Origin of the sequence: Petrotoga sp. SL27 (assembly GCF_002924605.1) — a bacterium.
Classification (GTDB): domain Bacteria; phylum Thermotogota; class Thermotogae; order Petrotogales; family Petrotogaceae; genus Petrotoga; species Petrotoga sibirica.
On the sequence record NZ_JAIP01000001.1, the window covers coordinates 56,214 to 74,905 of the forward strand.

An 18,692-nucleotide genomic window follows, 5' to 3' on the forward strand; every position below is an offset into this window, starting at 1 on the left:
CATATGACACAGCTAAAAAATGTAAATTACTACAATACCGATAAATTAAGATCCTTCATTGCCATTGAAACCAACGAAAAATTAGAAGAGTTGTTGAATGATTTAATTGAAAGATTTCAAAGGATGGGATTTAAAGCCAATTGGACAAAATCAAAAAATGTCCATTTAACCTTGTTTTTCCTCGGAGATCAAAAAATGGAAAAGATAGCCCATCTGGCTTATAAAATTGGTGAAAGAATATCTGGATTTCCTACTTTTCATTTTAATATCCATAAAATGGGATTCTTTGAAAATGATTCTCAACCAAAGGTATTATGGCTAGGAATAGAAGAAGATAATACCTTAATTGGACTATATGATGAAATAAGGAAAGTACTAAAGATTTCAGAATTTGAGGTTAAAGATACCAACTTTTTACCTCATATTACTGTCGGAAGAGTTAAATCCTATCCTAACCATTGGAAAGAACTACTTAATTCTGTAACTTTCGATCAAATCCAAGTATACGTAAATTCTATCGGTATATACTCTTCTGAACTAACAAGGAAAGGCCCAATATATAAAAAACTTTACACTGTCGACTTTGAAGGAGGCGTCATCATTAATGGCTAAAAATGATTCTAAAGATACAAATAAAGAAGAACTGTTAGAAAAGCTTGTTAAAGAATTAGAAAAAAATCATGGAACAGGATCGGTCATGATAATGGGTAAGGGATTGGATAATAGCAATATATCCGTTGTACCAAGTGGATGTTTATCGCTAGACATAGCTTTGGGTGTTGGCGGATATCCAAGGGGAAGAATTGTGGAAATATATGGAAACGAATCATCGGGTAAAACTACGTTAGCTCTTCATTCCTTAGCGGAAGTCCAAAAATTGAACGGTATAGTCGCATTTGTTGATGCCGAACATGCTTTAGATGTTGAATATGCCAAAAAGTTAGGCGTAGACGTCGACAAATTAATTGTTTCACAACCGGATTATGGTGAACAAGCCCTTGAAATTGTAGATTCTTTGATAAGATCTAACATAGTAGACTTAATAGTCGTAGACTCTGTAGCCGCTTTAGTACCGAAAGCAGAAATAGAAGGAGCTATGGGAGACTCTCATATGGGACTTCAAGCAAGACTTATGTCTCAAGCTCTAAGAAAATTAGCTGGAAGTATAAACAAGTCCAAATCTATAGTAATATTTATAAACCAAGTAAGGATGAAAATAGGGGTAGTGTACGGTAATCCAGAAACCACTACGGGAGGAATTGCACTAAAATTTTATTCTACGATAAGGATAGAGGTAAGAAAAGGTAATGCCATAAGAGAAGGTAAAGATCAAATAGGGAATGAAACAACCTTAAAAGTTGTAAAAAATAAGGTTGCACCGCCATTCAAACAGGCAAATGTTGACATGATCTTTGGCCGAGGTGTCGCCAAAGAAAACGATATCTTTAACCTAGCTGTGGAGGAAGATTTAATTCAAAGAAAAGGTGCTTGGTTCTCTTATATCAACGAAAATGGTGAAGAAGTTAGTTTAGGACAGGGTAAAACTAATTCAGTTAGTTATCTCATGGAAAATCCTGACATACTTGATTATTTAGAATATACGATTCGCAAGAAGCACAATTTAATCATTCCCGATTATCTAGTAGAAAAGTTCGAATCTAACTCGTCAAAGAGCAAAAAAGAGAAAAATGAAGAAGTCCAAAAAAATTAATCCAAAAGATGAAAAAGCAGCCGAAAAATCTGCATTGAATTTAATAAAGTATCGTGCCAGATCAGAAAAGGAACTTTCAGTCCGTCTAAAAGAAAAAGGCTTTGATGATGAAGTTATTGGTAAAGTGGTAGAAAAATGCAAGAAAAACGGTTTGATAGATGACAAACTATTTGCATATTTATATGCATATGACAAGTTAACTTTAGACAAAAAAGGTCCTTTGTTTATACAGCATGAATTAAAGCGGTTGGGAGTAGAGGAAAGTTTGATTTTTGAGTCCCTTGACAAAGTTAAAAACGAAGTAGATATAAATACAATTGCTTTAGAATTGGCAAAAAATTATTATGAAAGAAAACAGGACATTCTCAAAACTAAAGTTTACTTGTATAGAAGAGGTTTTGAGCCAGACATTATAAACTGTGTTATTGAAAACTTAAGAGGTGATTAAAATTGGAAATTCTGGTATATATAATTATAGGAGCAGCAATATTCATCTTATCTTTGCTTGTTGGAATTAATATTGGAAACAAAAGAATTATTTCTACACTAAAAACAAAAAAAGAAGAATTGGAAGTTGAAATAAAAAACAAGCAAAAAGAAATAGAAAAGCTATTAAAAAAAGCAGATGAAGAAGCTAAGGCATTAAAACAAAAAGAATTATTAGAGGCAAGAGAAGAGATACATAAACTCAGACAACAATTTGATTTAGAAGCCAGGCAGCAAAGAGAAGAGCTTAAAAACAACGAAGAAAGATTAATAAGAAAAGAGGAAAGCTTAGCAAAAAAAGAAGAGAATCTAGAAAAACTAAAAGAAAAATTAGAAGCCCAACACGAAAATATCCTAAAATTAGAGAAAGAACTGGAAACAAAATTAAATGAAATCGCAAAAATGACCGAAGAAGAAGCACGTCAGATAGTAATAAACGAAGCAAGAGATAAATACGAAAAAGAAATTGCCCAAAAATTCAAAGAAATAAAAGATTATTATGAAGATGAATCAAAAAAATATGCCCGATGGGTTATCACTACCGCCATTCAAAGATATGCATCAGATGTCACCAACGAAATAACTACGTCAACCGTATCCTTACCTACAGATGACATGAAAGGCAGAATAATTGGTAGAGAGGGAAGAAACATCAGAACATTTGAAAAACTCACCGGTGCCGATTTGATAATTGATGATACCCCAGAAATAGTTGTAATATCCTCATTCAACCCATTAAGAAGAGAGATAGCAAAAAGGACACTCGAAATGCTAGTAGCCGATGGACGAATACATCCTGCCAGAATAGAAGAGCTCTATGAAAAATCAAAAAATGAAATTCAAGAATACATAAAAGAGGTAGGAAAGGAAGCGGTAATTCGAGCAGGTATAAAACAACCTCATATTGAGATAATTAAACTTCTAGGTAGATTAAAATTTAGAACCAGTTATGGACAAGATGTATTGGAACATTCCATAGAAGTATCACAATTTGCTGGAATGATGGCAAGTGAACTAGGTTTGAACGTTGAACTTGCTAAAAGAGCAGCTTTATTTCATGATTTAGGAAAGGCTGTTGATCATGAAGTTGAAGGATCACATGCTATTGTTGGAGGGCAAATTGCTAAGAGATACGGAGAGAAATTGGAAGTAGTTAATGCTATACAGTATCACCACAACGAAGTTGACCCGATGACACCCGAAGCTGTTTTAGTTGCTGCAAGTGATGCACTATCGGCATCCAGACCTGGTGCACGTAAAGAAACTTTGGAAAATTACATTCGAAGGATCGAGCAACTTGAGGAGATTGCAAAATCATTTAGGTACGTTGATAAAGCTTACGCGATACAAGCAGGAAGAGAATTGAGAATAATAGTTCAACCAGATAAAGTTGAAGATGAAGTCGCAGAAAAATTGGCACACGATATATCTGTTCAAATAGAGGAAAAAGTTCAATATCCTGGAGTAATCAAAGTAACCGTAATTAGAGAAAAAAGAAGTATATCTTATGCAAGTTAGAAAACAGTTAATATCTTAGGGGTTACACCCCCTAAGATATTATTTTTATAATAAAATCAGGTGTTTATTATGACAGATTTTGAACCATCTGGTTTACTTATTGATTATTTTTACATATGTAAAAGAAAACTATATCTCTACTTTTACAAAATTTCCTTTGAAAATACAAATGATGCAATACAGATAGGTAAAGAGATAGAAGAATCGTTTTTCAAGGATTCATTGAAAAGTATCACCGTAGCTAACTCGAAAATTGATTTCATCACTATTGAAGATAAAGTAGTAGTTCATGAAATAAAGAAAAGTAAAGCTTTCGAAAGTGCCCATATTTGGCAAGTTAAATATTATATTTACCAACTTCGTCAAAAAGGAATCGATTCAGAATATGGTATAATTCATTATCTTCTTCTGAAAAGAAAAATATCAGTCAATTTTAATGAAATGGACCAAGCAAGGATCCAAGAAGCTATAGAAAAAATAAGAGAAATATTGTCTCTAAGTCAACCACCACAGGTAATCAAAAAACCATTTTGTTCCAAATGCGCTTATTATGAATATTGTTATATATAAAGTGAATCAAACATGAAGAGAAATTATTATATATTTTCTTCAGGACGTATAAAAAGGAAAGAAAATACTATATTATTTGAAAATAAACAGGAGAAAAAAAGTATTCCCGTTCAAGATGTTGACTCTTTATATTTATTTGGAGAAAATGATTTAAACTCAAAATTTCTAGATTTCGCTTCAAAACATGAAATAAAAATACATATTTTTAACTATTATGGCTTTTATTCTGGGACTTACTATCCAAGAGAAACAAATTTATCAGGTCATGTTGTTGTTAAACAGGTTGAAAATTATTTAAACAAAGAAAAAAGAGCTTATTTAGCAAGAAAATTTGTCCAATCTGCTATTCACAATATGAAAAGAAACCTACAAAAAAGAACAATTGATTATGATCCGGAAGAATATTTGTCAGAACTAAGTACAAGGTTAGAAGATAAGATTGAAATTCAAGAAATAATGTCACTTGAAGCTGCTGCAAGAAAATATTATTATTCCCTGTGGGAAAATATAACAAAATGGAAATTTGAAAAAAGAACTTACAAACCTCCTGAAAACCCTTTAAATTCACTAATATCTTTTGGATACTCTCTATTGTATACTACTACACTATCAGAAATATACAAAACTCACCTAGATCCTAAGATTAGTTATCTTCACGAACCCTTTGAAAAACGCTTTTCTCTCTCATTAGATATCTCCGAAATTTTCAAACCTATTTTTATCGACAGAATAATATTTAGACTAATAAACAACAAAATGATCTCAGACAATGATTTTCAAATGAATGAGTTAGGAGTATTTTTAAATGAAGAAGGAAGAAAAAAATTTGTAAAGGAATACGATACTCTTATAAATTCTACAATATTACATAGAAATTTAAAAAGAAAAGTAAGGTACTCTTCTTTAATAAGACTGGAATGTTATAAAATAATAAAAAGATTAATTGAAAATCAAGAATACAAACCATTAAAAGCCTGGTGGTAAGTATGAAAATTATCTTGATTTATGATATCGATACGACCGATCAAGAGACTAATCCCAATAAGCGATTAAGAAAGATCTTAAATATATCTCGGCAATATCTCAATCAAATTCAAAAATCTGTCTTTGAAGGGAATTTAACTCAAGGGGAACTTTTTAAATTGAAAAATGAAATCTTAAAGGTAGTGGATAAAGAAAAAGATAGCGTGATTATCTATCTTCTCAACGATGGAGTAGATTTGAAAAGAAATATTTTAACTAATATAAAGGATCCATATGATAATTTCTTATAATCATAATTAAGTTGGAATTTAAAAAAAGGGGTGATAAATTTGAGATTAAAAGTGATATTTGAAAGTCAAAGCGATACCTCCTATATACCGTTAGACTACAGACCCACCTTAATTTCAATGCTTAAATCAGCTTTAATGAATACAACTTACTATAACGAACTTTTTCAAAAGAAGACACTCAAATCTTACACATGGGCTGTATATTTTGGGAAAGAATTTAAAATAACTAATAATTCTCTCCAAACATCAAAAAATATTACTTTTTATTTTTCAACTAGTGATGAGCAACTAATAATGGTTCTTTTCAATGGTTTACTTGATCTCAAAAAGCAAACTTACAAATTATCTTTCCCTCAAGTTAATTTCTCTATAAAAACTATTATTCCTTTCCCACCAGAAATGTACAATAAATCTTCGATCTATTTTAAAACAATGTCTCCAGTAATTTTAACTAATCCTCTTGTATCCAAAGATGAAAAAAATTTTTATGTAACTCCTCAGGAAGAATTTGCAACTTTTCAATATATATTGAACCTGCAAACAAGGAAAAAGCTTGAACTACTTGGTTTAGGAAATATTTACAAAGATATTTTATTCGAAAATATAAATACAAAAGATACGTTAATAAGACACTACGGTGGATTTATAAAAGGTTTTACAGGATTTTTTAAAATTACATCCTCTCCTCAAATTATAACCTTTTTATACGAAACAGGAATGGGAGTCAAAACGGGTTCTGGTTTTGGTTATCTTGACAAAGTGGGTGAGGAATGATGAAATTATACTCTTCAAACTGGATTTGGAATGCTTCCGTTATTGGATTTTTAAACGCCGTTAAAGAATTAATGGTAAATGGGGAGGAAGTTGTAGATCAATTAATTAAAGGTGAAGAATACGTGGAAATAGAACAAGATTTAGAGGATTTTTTATGGAGTGATTTTAATACATCCTCAAAATATAATCTAAAACCAGAATATGAACCAAAATTTGACGAAAACAGATCTTTACCAAAAATAGGATGGATGTTTATTACATCGGTAAATCCTCAAGCATTTAAAGAGAAAATCGCTTTAAAGCAGGAGGAAGAAGGCTTCACCGCCAACTTTAACAAATTATTTTCTAATGCAGGTCCCTATAAAAATTTTATTAATACTCAAATAAAAGATAAAAAACTAAGTATCATTAATTTCTTTTCTAAACCAAAAACTATTGAAAATGGATTAATTTGTTCTTTTTGCAATCAAAGGATGGTCCCTGAAAATAATTCTGAAACAAATGATTATCAAATTTCCTTCAACTTAGCCTTGTTTCAAGACATTGGGGGTAGTTATGGAAAATTCCCAAACGCGAATTTTCAAGATATTTCAGAACTTTTAATATGTCCCACATGCTCACAGTTCTTATTATTCAGACACAAAGGATTCGAAAATATTTTTATTAATTCAACCTCGTTCAATCTAATGTACAAATTAAACCAACTAGCAAAAAACATGGAAAGAATTGATCGAAAGGAATTTTTAATGCAAGCTCAAACTTCAGAAATGATAATAAGAAATTCTTGGACTCTTTCTAATACAGAAATTATAGAGATAAGTGGGTCGAATGTTACTTTTAATAATATTACAGATCTTACAGCAAAATTATTTGTTTCTCCAATTATTATCTCTTATTTACAAGAAATTACTTACAACAAGCAAAATATTTTGGACTACATTATTTCATCAGACTTTTCAAAAATTCTTAAGTTAGTTTATAAAGAGTTAAAAAATGATTATGCACCCTATTATGAAATAAAAATTTATACAGAAATTCAAAAAATCTTAGGAGGTGAACAAATGAAAGAAAAAGTTATAAGTGTAGAGAATCTGTATTATGAAGGAAAAAACTGCAAAAATGAAGATCTTATTGAAAGTTTGAAGAGAAACATATTCAAAATCTTAGAAATGGTTCGTCTTGGGAAAAAAGCACAAACTCAGTATACAATACTTCGAATTTTTGCATCTTTCAACGAAAAAATACCAGAGAACTTGTCGAGGATATTTAACCCACAATTTCCAGAGGATTTATTCCAAGCAGGAATGTATAACTTTTTAACAGGAATAAAAAATGCCCAAAAAAAGGAGGAAGAACAACTATGAGTATAACAGCTACAATGGTATTTGAAGCTTCAGAATTAAATCGCGACGAAAAAATGGGGAACAATATACTAACGATAAAAAAGCTATCTTATGGTAATAAAATTCTTGCTTTTATATCTAGAAATGCAATAAGGCATTACCTTTTCTATACCTTGAATAGACTGTATCCGGAAGATTGGAAAGAAGCTGCTGTAACTGTTCCAAAAAACTCAAAAGAAGCAATTCAATTTGATCTGAAAAAGTCTAATATATTGGAAAATGCAGAACTAGACTTTTTTGGATATATGTCCACCGAAGAAGGCTCTTTGAGTACGGTTAGAAAAGCACCTCTTGGAATTACAAAGGCACTTTCTTTCGAAGAATGGAGAGGTGATATGGCTTTTTACGCAAATCCTGAGATGGCAAAGAGGTCAGGCACTACTCCAAATCCATACCAAAAAGAGGAATTTTTTGGGATATTTAAATATTCTGTGACAATTGACGAAGATAGGATAGGTAAAGATTCTTGGATTATTAGTAACGGAGAAACAGAATTTTCAGAGGGTACCTTAAAGATTTCTCTAGAAGCTACGAAGAAGAAGAAGAACGATTCAGGAAAGATTCTCTTTGTTAGAAATTTAGAAAAAATTTCTGAGACAGAGTATAAGCATGAGAAAGGGAAAGTTATAATCAAGGAGAATGATAATCAAAAAACAATAAATTTCATAGTTGATGATGAAGTTAAAGAAAAAAGGATAAAGCAAATATTAGAAGTTCTTCAAAATGGATTAGTCTATCATGCATCCACAGAACATGAATGTATAATTCCTCTTTTTATGATCGTCGCAAAGGTTAAAATACCTGCGCCAATTTTTCACCACAAATTAAGCATTGATTTTGACGTTTCTCCAATGAGAATTACAAAAGAAAATATAGAGGATCTTTTAAGTAACGAATATATAGAAAGCATTTATTTAAAAGATAGTCCTTCTAAATTAACTATAGAACCTTTTCAAACGAACATCCCTAAATCTCAAAAGATAGATGATTTAATCACTAAGGAAGATAAAAAATGAAAGTTTTGAAATTTGAACTTTATCAACCAGCAGCTTTGTACAGAATTCCTTATTCACAAAGTAGATGGTTAACTTATATATCTCCACCGTATTCAACTATAATCGGTTTTTTCTGTAATATTTTAGGGGAGAAAAGTCTTATAAGTTCCTTTTTGCAATCCACAAATTATATTGCTGTTTATTCTAAATTTCTCTCAAAAAGTAAGTCCTATAGTTGGTTGAGGAACTTATCTAAAAATCGAGTCCACGTAGAAACAGAACATATTGGTTCACAATCTCCAATAATCTTAGAAGAATTGAATGATGTCCATCTAAATATATATCTATACTCCGAACAAAAAGATTTTTATGGTAAATTAATTCAAAATTCTTCCTTACCAGAAAAATGGTTGCATCATCTGCATCTTGGCCGATCAGAAGATTGGGCGCAAATAAATAACATAAAAGTCATAGATGTTGTTAAACGACCCATATATGGAAGATTAGAAGGAAGTACTTGGGTCGCTAATCCAAACGATTCTTTATATGAGACAGAAGAAAATAGTCACTATAAAGAATTTTATTCCAAACTTGCATCGGCCGAAAACTTAATTAGTTCATTGTATGAAATAAAGAAAATATCTTTTAAATCTGATAATAAGTTAAAAGTAAACTATGTGAGAAATTTCAATTATATTCCTTCAAAGCTTATCTATAATAATGATCTACCTTATAGTACTACCAAAAATTATGAATTTTATATAGATGATGATGTGCCACTTTTTTTTACAAAGATAAAAAAGAGGTGAAAAAATGGAAGACTTATATGCTAAGAGCAACAATTCAACGACTCTTAAGCAGCACACTTTTGACGTTTTCACCCAAATCAAAAAGTTAAGCTTTTCTAATTCTAACTATGAGGATATTCTTAAATACAGTGCTTTTTTGCATGATTTGGGAAAAGCTATACCACACTTTCAAAAACAGATTTTAAAAAATAAAAATTACAATTGGGATGATTCTATTGCTGATGTTGCTAATATTCCTCATAGCATTGCATCCCTTTTTTTCATTGATAAAATAAAACTTATGGAGAAATTGAATGAAGAATCAATAAGAATTGTCCTTTCAAACGTAGTTTTCCACCATTTCAGAGATAATTTTTCAGGAATCATTTTAGAAAGCAATGGAACTCTTAAACTTTTTCTGGAAACAACAGGTGAAAAAGGTTTAAGAGAAATAGAAAGCAAATTAAAAAATCATTTCAAAGGAACTGAAATAGAAACTTACATTGCTTTTGATGAGAAATTGTATACCGCAATTACACATGGTTCTTCCTTAATAGGAACGGGCTTAATACTGCCTCCATATGTACTAACTTTCTTACCTCAAATAATTAAAGAAAGAAAAGAAAATCTAAAAATGCATATTTTGACTATAGGCAGTCTAATGAGAGCTGATCATTTTTCATCTTATCTTGAAACAAATAATTATAATATAAACGATTATCCATTAGAGATACCGCCTCTATCTAAGACAGAAACAGAAAACAAAATAGATGCCTATCTAAAAAATAAAAACATTAGTGAGAATGAAATTTGGCAAAAAAAGCTGCCTATAAATGATAAGATATCCATTTTAATCGCTCCAACAGGTAGTGGAAAAACTGAATATGCTCTTTACACATATACTGGGAAAAAGACAATTTATTTATTACCTATGAAAGTTTCATCCAATGCAATGTATGAAAGATTATCTGACATTTTTACAAAAGAAAAAGTGTCTTTATTACATTCTGAAGCGTTTGAATATCTTTCAAAAAAGTATGATGAGGATCCGGAATATGGAGGTGAAATAAGAACCAACATAGAAATGGCTAAAAATTTAGCTTATCCTTTTATAGTTTGTACCGGAGATCAAATTTTCCCTTCGATAATGAAATATCCTTCTTTTCAGAAAATTTATACTACTTTTCCAAATTCAAAATTCATAATAGATGAGGTTCAGTCGTATGATCCTAAAGCAATTGCCATGATAATAAAAGCTATAGAAGAAATAATCGATTATGGTGGTAATGTTATAGTTATAACCGCTACCCTTCCAAACTTTTTCCTTGATGAACTAAAAAGAAGATTCGAATCGAAATCTTTTGATATTGATCCCTCTAAACGGGTTATAAATCGTTATAATTCTATCTCCCCAACCTTCTGCAAACATAAATTTAAATTGACAACCATGAGCGAAAGCGAAATAACAGAAAAAGCCTTAGATTTAGCAAAATCAGGCAAAAGGGTTATGGTAGTATGCAACACAGTGGAATATGCTCAGAATATCTATAAAAATATAATGAATCTAAAAAAAGATGAAAAAATAAAAACATTTTTACTTCATTCACGGTATACTTTTAACGATAAAAGAGATAAAGAAAGTACAATAATTCAAGAATTTAAAAACCCTAAGAGCGAAGATGAAATAGAGCCAAAAATCTTAGTTTCTACCCAAATAATAGAAACATCGCTTGATATCGATTCTGACTATATGATAACTGAAATCGCTCCTATCGATGTACTAATACAACGATTTGGTAGAGTCATGAGAAGAATAAAAGAAGAGGATTCATTCGATTTAACAGAAGAAAATGTGTTTATTGTGACTCAAAATATGGAAGGTAAAAAGAAAAATACCATCTTTGAAAGCAGTAAAGGAAAAGTATATTATCCTGAAGCACTTAGTTCAACTTTTGATATATTGAAAAATCATGATTCTAAACTATGTGAAAAGGAAAAGCAAACCCTTGTCTCTAAAATGTATGCAGAGATTTTTAATGAACAATCCAAAATTAAGCAAGAATTTCAAAATGCACTACAGGTTTTTGATTCAGGATACAGTAGCGCTTCAAAGCTAGAAGCTCAAAGTATGTTCAGACAGGTTGCAAACGTTGATGTAGTTCCAGAAAATAAAATAGACGATTTTGTAAATGAGCTTAAAACCTATAAATTTTCTGATTATTCAGATTTTAAAAACAAGATACTAAACGAGTATGTTATCTCAATGAATTATTTTTTAGTGAATCAAAACCTAAAAGAAATACCCATAAACGGAGAAATAAGTGCAACAATTCGTAAATGGTTAAGTGGAATAAAATTATGTACCAATCTAACTTACGATAAAGAACTCGGAGCAGTTTTGAATAAAGAAAAAAACAAAGTAGAAAATCCATTTATTTGATTTAATATTTTATTAACAATGATAAAATCAAAAGCTTGATTAATACTGACATTTTGCATGTTCAAGAAAACCTAAAAAAATCATTGGAGGTTTGACGCAAAATGTTAGATATGAGTTATTTCTAATCCTTAATCAATCATATTTTTGATAACCGTTTTAATCAACCAAAGAGGAATTTAAATTCCACAGATGCCTGATCAGCCAAGGCCACTGACATCCGTTTTAATCAACCAAAGAGGAATTTAAATTTTTAAATATATGTATAACTTGATACACTATAATTAGTTTTAATCAACCAAAGAGGAATTTAAATTGGAATGTTATACTTTTATTAGATGGGTTGTATCCGTTTTAATCAACCAAAGAGGAATTTAAATCGAATAAAGCTGTTGAAGCTAAGACGTTTCTTCCAGGGTTTTAATCAACCAAAGAGGAATTTAAATTCTTTATAAAAGGGTTATAAAGCTTGAAATTACTCCCGTTTTAATCAACCAAAGAGGAATTTAAATTTCTTTTTTAAATATTTTAAATGAGCTTTTAATTGGGTTTTAATCAACCAAAGAGGAATTTAAATATAAACCATTCAGGCTTTAACATTTGCAATCCTACTAGTTTTAATCAACCAAAGAGGAATTTAAATTATCTTCCCCCTCATTATCCCCCCTACCCCAAATTCGTTTTAATCAACCAAAGAGGAATTTAAATATAATAGCCCATACCCAAAAAGGAACACCGTTCCTTTTGTTTTAATCAACCAAAGAGGAATTTAAATAATATTGTGTTCTGCGCAGGATCAAAGATGTACCTACGTTTTAATCAACCAAAGAGGAATTTAAATTTCTGCGTATGTATACCCGAAATTCTCACATATCCGGTTTTAATCAACCAAAGAGGAATTTAAATAATATTGTGTGCTGCGCAGGATCAAAGACGTACCTAGTTTTAATCAACCAAAGAGGAATTTAAATCAGAAACGCTTTTCTATATTTCGTGAAGTCGATTTCGTTTTAATCAACCAAAGAGGAATTTAAATATTGTTGGCCCAGGCAACACGAAGCATATACATGCTTGTTTTAATCAACCAAAGAGGAATTTAAATATACCTCCCTATAGTAGTTGGTTGCGGTGATTCTTGCCCGTTTTAATCAACCAAAGAGGAATTTAAATATTGTTTTCATGTTCTATGACTAGCACAACGTTGTTTTGTTTTAATCAACCAAAGAGGAATTTAAATTCCAGCACACTATTGAACGACTGCGTACTTTTTTGCATGTTTTAATCAACCAAAGAGGAATTTAAATTCGTCACCAAACTGGCGCAAATAGTACTTGTTCAGAACGTTTTAATCAACCAAAGAGGAATTTAAATCTGCGAGGCGTAGTATGACGCATCAATTTCCATAGCAGCGTTTTAATCAACCAAAGAGGAATTTAAATCTTGATAACGTTCCCATACCCCCAGTTGTAGCACATGTTTTAATCAACCAAAGAGGAATTTAAATTCGTAATTCATTATGTATTTTATATCAGTGTAAATTTGTTTTAATCAACCAAAGAGGAATTTAAATCTGACATTCGTTGATAATCCCCGATCCAGATTTCATTGTTTTAATCAACCAAAGAGGAATTTAAATTTTCAAGAAAAGAAGTTTCTATCAAAATATTCACAGGGTTTTAATCAACCAAAGAGGAATTTAAATTTTTATTATCTTCCTCTTTATACTTCAACCTTAAGGTTTTAATCAACCAAAGAGGAATTTAAATGTCGCAAACAGATATCTCAACGATCGCATACGTTTTGTTTTAATCAACCAAAGAGGAATTTAAATTCTTTCACCTTTCTGCAATACTGGATGAATTCCTTGAGTTTTAATCAACCAAAGAGGAATTTAAATATGGACGCTGCTACCTTCTCAAAACCCGACAAGTTCGGGTTTTAATCAACCAAAGAGGAATTTAAATTTGCCATTCCTGAAGTTCCTTTTGGTACTTTTCATCGTTTTAATCAACCAAAGAGGAATTTAAATAAGACCAATCACTCTCATTCAAGCTCGTGTCTCTGGTTTTAATCAACCAAAGAGGAATTTAAATTTGACACTCAGAGTATAGGTACCGGGAGCGGAGTATGGTTTTAATCAACCAAAGAGGAATTTAAATTTATCCAAATATAGTCTATGCGCGGTTCTCAAGGAGGTTTTAATCAACCAAAGAGGAATTTAAATTTGTAATCTTGGCCGCATCAAGGTTTGCGATCTTGGTTTTAATCAACCAAAGAGGAATTTAAATCACGAAGCATATACACGCTCGCCAAAATGAGTGCAGGTTTTAATCAACCAAAGAGGAATTTAAATTTTTTTCCTCCTTTTTTTTCTCTCTTCTCCCCAATGGTTTTAATAAACCAAAGAGGAATTTAAATTGAAAAGCTGGCAGCTAATTTAAAAGAAGGAGAACCTTGTCTGTATATAGCTGCCATTTTTTCCTGGTATTACCTCGATTTTTGAATTAATTCTTTCTTTTAATTCATTTACATGAGATATTATGCCCACCATCCTTCCAGAGCTATTTAACTCTGTTAATACTTCAATCGCACTATCAAGAGAGTTTGTATCTAGGCTGCCGAATCCTTCATCTATGAAAATCGTATCTAAAGATATTCCACCAGCTTCGCTTTGCACTACATCGGCTAACCCTAAAGCAAGAGCTAGTGCTGCTTTAAAACTTTCCCCTCCTGAAAGTGTCTTTATTTCTCTTTCTTTTCCAGTGTATATATCAAAAACCATGATTTCTAAACCTTCACTTTTCCTTGCATCAAGTACCTTAGAAGATCTATGCAATTGATATCTTCCATCTGTTAATTTGTTTAATCTTAGATTCGCTTGAGATAATATTTCTTCAAAATAATAGGCTAGTACATATTTACTAAGGCTGATTCTTGTGTTGTTATCCCCTTTGCTGACATCTCTTAAGTTCTTTATAATTGAATATTCTTTTTCTTGTCTTTCTATTTCTTTTATTACTGTTTCTAAATTAGCTTTTGTGCTTTTCAGATATTTTATTTCATATTCTAAATTTGTTTCCTTTTTAATTAACTCTTCAATTTCTTTTTGTAATTGATCTATTTCATTTACTATAGGTGTTTCATCAGTTTTTTTTAGGTTTTTAGTGGATTCTTCTAAATCAATAAGAAGAGTCTGCTTATCCTTTAATTCTTCTTTATATCTTTGAACTTTCTCTTCCAAACTTTCTATTAAATTAATTTGTTTTTTTAGTGCTTGATATTCTAGTTGGTTCGCTAGTCCCATTCTTCCTAGCATTTGATCAAACTTTTGCTCAGCATTTTTTACTTGGTCGTCTAATTTAGTTATATCTTCGGTTAATGTTTTTATTGTTCCTTTTGAAGAGTTTATTATTTCTGAGATTCTGTTAGATTCTTCTCTTTTTTGTTCGTAAGTGGTTTTGATATCTTGAATAAATTTCCTCTTTTCTTGTATTTCGCTTGTTATTCCATTTTCAGTTTTGTTCTCTAATTGTTCTTTGAGATTTGTAATTTTAGTTGTTAGTTCTATAATTTCTGATTTCGATTCATCTATAATTTTTCTCAACGTTTCCCTTTGCTCTTCTAACTCTTTAATTTCTTCTTTTATTTTTTTATTAAGGTTTTTCAGTGATTTGACTTTTTCGTATATTTTTATTTTTTGGTCGTATTCTTGTTTTTGCTGGTCTAATTTATCTTCGAGCATTTTTATTAAATTTTGTATATGAGTGTATATATGCTCACTTTCTTGGGGAATTTGTAATCCTTCACAGATTCTTTTATATTCCAATTTAAATAAAGATACCTCTTGTGAATATTTGGTTGAGATGTCTTCGTAATTTTTTAGTATCTTTGTTTTTTCTTTCTCTTTTTTATTCATATTTTGGTTGATTTCCTCTAGTTCTTTTTCTGTTATTAATTTTCCAGTACTTTTGGCAGGAGAAGGGTGAACGGTAGATCCACAAACGGGACATGGTTCTCCTTCTTTTAGATTGGATGCGAGATGGTATGCCTGTGATTTTATAAAATCGGCCGTCTTTTCGTTTTGTTCTTCTCTTAAATCTTGGATTTCTATCTCTATTTCTTCTTTTTCTTTTTTTACTTTCTGATATTTTCTGTGCAAACCTACCAATTCTGTGTATTTTTTCAATAATTCGCCGGCTGCAGATAATAATTTTTCATTTGTACTAATTTCGTTTTTAAGTATTTCAACGTTTATATCTTCGTTTTCTGATATATAATTTTCATTTTGTTCCAATTTTTCTTGAACTTTTGAAAGTTTCTTATCCTTTTCATGACTTTCATTAACCTTTACATCCAAAAGTTTCTTTTTTGTGTTATATTCTTTTATTAAGTTTTTGTACTTAACGTATTTATCTAATTTTTGGTTGAGATCTTCAATTTCTTTTTCAACAGCGGATATATTTTGGTATTGCTTTTCAATTTCTGGTAATTTTTCGTTGATTCGTTGCTTTTCTTCCATACTTTTATCTAATATACTTTGTTGATTTTTGAGTTGGTTCTTTTTATCGTTTAATTCTTGCTGGTATTCTAAGTATCTTTCTTCGTATGGAAGCATCTCTTTTGCTTTCTTTAAGCTATTAAGGAGTTCTTCTTTTCCTTGAATATACTTGGAATTTTGTTGAAGTTCCTCGATCTCTTTTTTAAGGGTTTCTTTCTTTTCGATTAGTTCGTTAGCTTTTTTTATCTTCTCAAGCTCTGTGTTTAGTTTTTGAAGTTCATCTTGTTTTTGAGATTTTTGTTTTTTGGTTTCTTCTTTTGAAATTTCCTTACGCCTAATTTCTTTTTTTAATTGGTCAATTAAATTTTCAGGGTCGATGCTTTCTAACTGCAATAATTGTTTGTATCCTTCTGATTCAAGATTTATTGATTCTAGTATGTTTCTGACTTTTTGTCGTTGGTCTTTTAATCCTTTTTCTATATTTTTAAAAATCTCGTCTATTTTTTGTTCAAAACTTTCATATATACTTATGTCAAATATCTTCCTAAAAATCTCTGCTCTTTCATTTGAATTTGCTGTTATAAACTTTCTGAATTCCCCTTGCGGAATCATTATTATCTGTTTGAATTGTTCATAGTTAAGGCCCAAATATTCTTCTACCTTACTATTTACTTTTTTCACCCCTGATTCATGTAATATCAATTCACCATTTTGATATATTTTTATACTAGCTTGACTATTTTGTTTTGTGGTCCCTTCACCGTCTTTTTTGGATCTTTCGTAAGAAGGCGTCCTTGAGATTTCTATCCTTTTATCTTTGAATTGAAACTCAAATTCTACGTATGTGTCGGTGTTTTCATCTGCAAAATGAGACCTCGCTATCGCATCTCCTCTTTCCCCCATCGACCCATTTCCGTATAATGCATAACAGATAGCATCGAAAATAGTAGTTTTACCCGCACCTGTTGGACCGGTAATTAAGAATAAAGTATCGTTTCTTAATTTGATAAAGTCTATTTCCTGCTCTTCTAAAAAAGGACCAAACGCTTGGAATTTTAATTTTATGGGTCTCATCTTTCTTCACCACTTGTCTTTAGGAGTTCATTGAAAATACTTGTTACTATCTGTTTTTCCTCAAAAGAAAGTTCTTGGTTCTTGACCTCTTTGTAAAACGACTCGAAAAGATCCACTGGTGATATTTTCTTTATGTTATAATCTTTTGTCTTTATTTCATCATTTGTTTTTAAATTAGGAAAATCCAGGGACAGAACATTCGGAAATTTCGCTCTCAGTTTGTTTATAGCATCATATACAGGTTTAGAATTTTCTAATATTATTTGAAGATAATCATCTGAACTCTCCGTTTTCATTATGTCATCAAAATATCCTCTTATCACCTTCATATCTTTGGCAGTATTAAAGCTCAATTTTTCAACTAGTATACTGCCCTTTTCTTTCATTTCTACTAGATTCATCCCTTTTTTATGGTCTACTTCACTGAATGAGTACTTTAAAAGAGAACCTGAATAATATATATTTTTGATCTTTTGAGGTCTGTGAAGATGTCCAAGGGCAACGTAATCAAATTTATCAAAAACCGAAGGATCAATATATTCGCTTCCTCCAATTGATAAAGGCCTTTCGGATTCGCTATTCAATCCACCCATTATGTATTCATGAGCTATCAATACGTTTCTTTCATCTTCATTCACATTAATACTATCTATGTAATGCTTCAAAAGCTGGGTTTTATTTTCAAAATTTATCTTAAATATATCACTGGCTTTTTGAGGATCAACATATGGAAGCATAAAAAAATTAACGAGGCCAAACTCGTCTTTAAAGGTGACTTTTTTAACTTCTTTTTTTAAAGTACCTTCGATATGAAGGTTCATATTAGAGAGTATGCCGTTTAAGAACTCAAGCCTTTCATCGCTATCGTGATTTCCTGAGATTATAAGTGTGGGAATTTTTAATTCTAGTACAACTTTGGAGAGTACTTCGTTCAATAGATTAATTGCTTCTGAAGGAGGGATACCTCTATCGTATAAATCTCCTGATATCAATAGTACATCTGGTGGAGTTTCTGATAAATATGCCAAAAAATTGTCTAAAACATATTTTTGATCCTGGGTCATATAATTGGAATATATTATCTTTCCAAGATGCCAATCTGCAGTATGAATAAATTTCATGGTGACCTCCGAATACCTAAATAATTAGATCTTCTAGCATTAA

At 30.8% G+C, this 18,692-nt stretch carries 14 protein-coding genes and 1 CRISPR repeat array; of the genes, 12 read left to right on the plus strand and 2 right to left on the minus strand.

Going from position 1 to position 18,692, the window contains the following annotated elements; genetic code table 11:
- Window positions 1-3: 3 nt before the first annotated feature.
- From thpR to AD60_RS00340, 12 genes are all read left to right on the plus strand, one after another.
- Window positions 4-612 carry an RNA 2',3'-cyclic phosphodiesterase gene (gene thpR, locus AD60_RS00285; protein WP_103875876.1) on the plus strand — a complete coding sequence of 203 codons (609 nt, stop codon included), beginning with the start codon at window positions 4-6 and terminating at the stop codon, window positions 610-612.
- Entirely contained in the window at window positions 605-1,711 is a 1,107-nt protein-coding gene (gene recA / locus AD60_RS00290; protein ID WP_103875877.1) for a recombinase RecA, read from the plus strand. Before thpR ends, recA begins: the two co-directional genes overlap by 8 nt.
- Complete coding sequence (locus tag AD60_RS00295) at window positions 1,689-2,159, plus strand: regulatory protein RecX (protein WP_103875878.1); 471 nt, start codon at window positions 1,689-1,691, stop codon at window positions 2,157-2,159. Before recA ends, AD60_RS00295 begins: the two co-directional genes overlap by 23 nt.
- Window positions 2,160-2,167: 8 nt before the next feature.
- Entirely contained in the window at window positions 2,168-3,715 is a 1,548-nt protein-coding gene (rny, locus tag AD60_RS00300; RefSeq protein WP_370445624.1) for a ribonuclease Y, read from the plus strand.
- A gap of 69 nt (window positions 3,716-3,784) precedes the next feature.
- The gene (gene cas4, locus AD60_RS00305; RefSeq protein WP_103875880.1) at window positions 3,785-4,285 is read left to right on the plus strand and encodes a CRISPR-associated protein Cas4; all 501 of its coding nucleotides are present in this window, start codon (window positions 3,785-3,787) and stop codon (window positions 4,283-4,285) included.
- Between the two features lie 12 nt (window positions 4,286-4,297).
- Window positions 4,298-5,269: a type I-B CRISPR-associated endonuclease Cas1b gene (gene cas1b / locus AD60_RS00310; RefSeq protein ID WP_103875881.1), complete on the plus strand. Its 972-nt coding sequence runs from the start codon at window positions 4,298-4,300 to the stop codon at window positions 5,267-5,269.
- 2 nt (window positions 5,270-5,271) lie between these two features.
- The gene (cas2, locus tag AD60_RS00315) at window positions 5,272-5,559 is read left to right on the plus strand and encodes a CRISPR-associated endonuclease Cas2 (RefSeq protein ID WP_103875882.1); all 288 of its coding nucleotides are present in this window, start codon (window positions 5,272-5,274) and stop codon (window positions 5,557-5,559) included.
- A gap of 39 nt (window positions 5,560-5,598) precedes the next feature.
- Window positions 5,599-6,333, plus strand: a complete 735-nt coding sequence (gene cas6, locus AD60_RS00320) for a CRISPR-associated endoribonuclease Cas6 (RefSeq protein WP_103875883.1) — start codon at window positions 5,599-5,601, stop codon at window positions 6,331-6,333.
- Window positions 6,330-7,697, plus strand: a complete 1,368-nt coding sequence (locus AD60_RS00325; protein WP_103875884.1) for a hypothetical protein — start codon at window positions 6,330-6,332, stop codon at window positions 7,695-7,697. Before cas6 ends, AD60_RS00325 begins: the two co-directional genes overlap by 4 nt.
- Complete coding sequence (gene cas7i, locus AD60_RS00330; protein ID WP_103875885.1) at window positions 7,694-8,752, plus strand: type I-B CRISPR-associated protein Cas7/Cst2/DevR; 1,059 nt, start codon at window positions 7,694-7,696, stop codon at window positions 8,750-8,752. The genes AD60_RS00325 and cas7i overlap by 4 nt, the downstream gene beginning before the upstream one ends.
- Window positions 8,749-9,540, plus strand: coding sequence for a type I-B CRISPR-associated protein Cas5b (cas5b, locus tag AD60_RS00335; protein ID WP_103875886.1), 792 nt, complete (start codon window positions 8,749-8,751; stop codon window positions 9,538-9,540). Before cas7i ends, cas5b begins: the two co-directional genes overlap by 4 nt.
- A gap of 4 nt (window positions 9,541-9,544) precedes the next feature.
- Window positions 9,545-11,959, plus strand: coding sequence for a CRISPR-associated helicase/endonuclease Cas3 (locus AD60_RS00340; RefSeq protein WP_103875887.1), 2,415 nt, complete (start codon window positions 9,545-9,547; stop codon window positions 11,957-11,959).
- A gap of 153 nt (window positions 11,960-12,112) precedes the next feature.
- A CRISPR array of direct repeats spans window positions 12,113-14,374; the repeat unit is 29 nt; unit sequence GTTTTAATCAACCAAAGAGGAATTTAAAT.
- A 19-nt stretch (window positions 14,375-14,393) separates the two neighbouring features.
- Here AD60_RS00340 and AD60_RS00345 read toward each other — a convergent pair.
- Together AD60_RS00345 and AD60_RS00350 are read right to left on the minus strand one after the other, a co-directional pair.
- Complete coding sequence (locus tag AD60_RS00345; protein WP_103875888.1) at window positions 14,394-17,528, minus strand: AAA family ATPase; 3,135 nt, start codon at window positions 17,526-17,528, stop codon at window positions 14,394-14,396.
- The gene (locus AD60_RS00350; protein WP_103875889.1) at window positions 17,525-18,649 is read right to left on the minus strand and encodes an exonuclease SbcCD subunit D; all 1,125 of its coding nucleotides are present in this window, start codon (window positions 18,647-18,649) and stop codon (window positions 17,525-17,527) included. Before AD60_RS00350 ends, AD60_RS00345 begins: the two co-directional genes overlap by 4 nt.
- Window positions 18,650-18,692 lie beyond the last annotated feature (43 nt).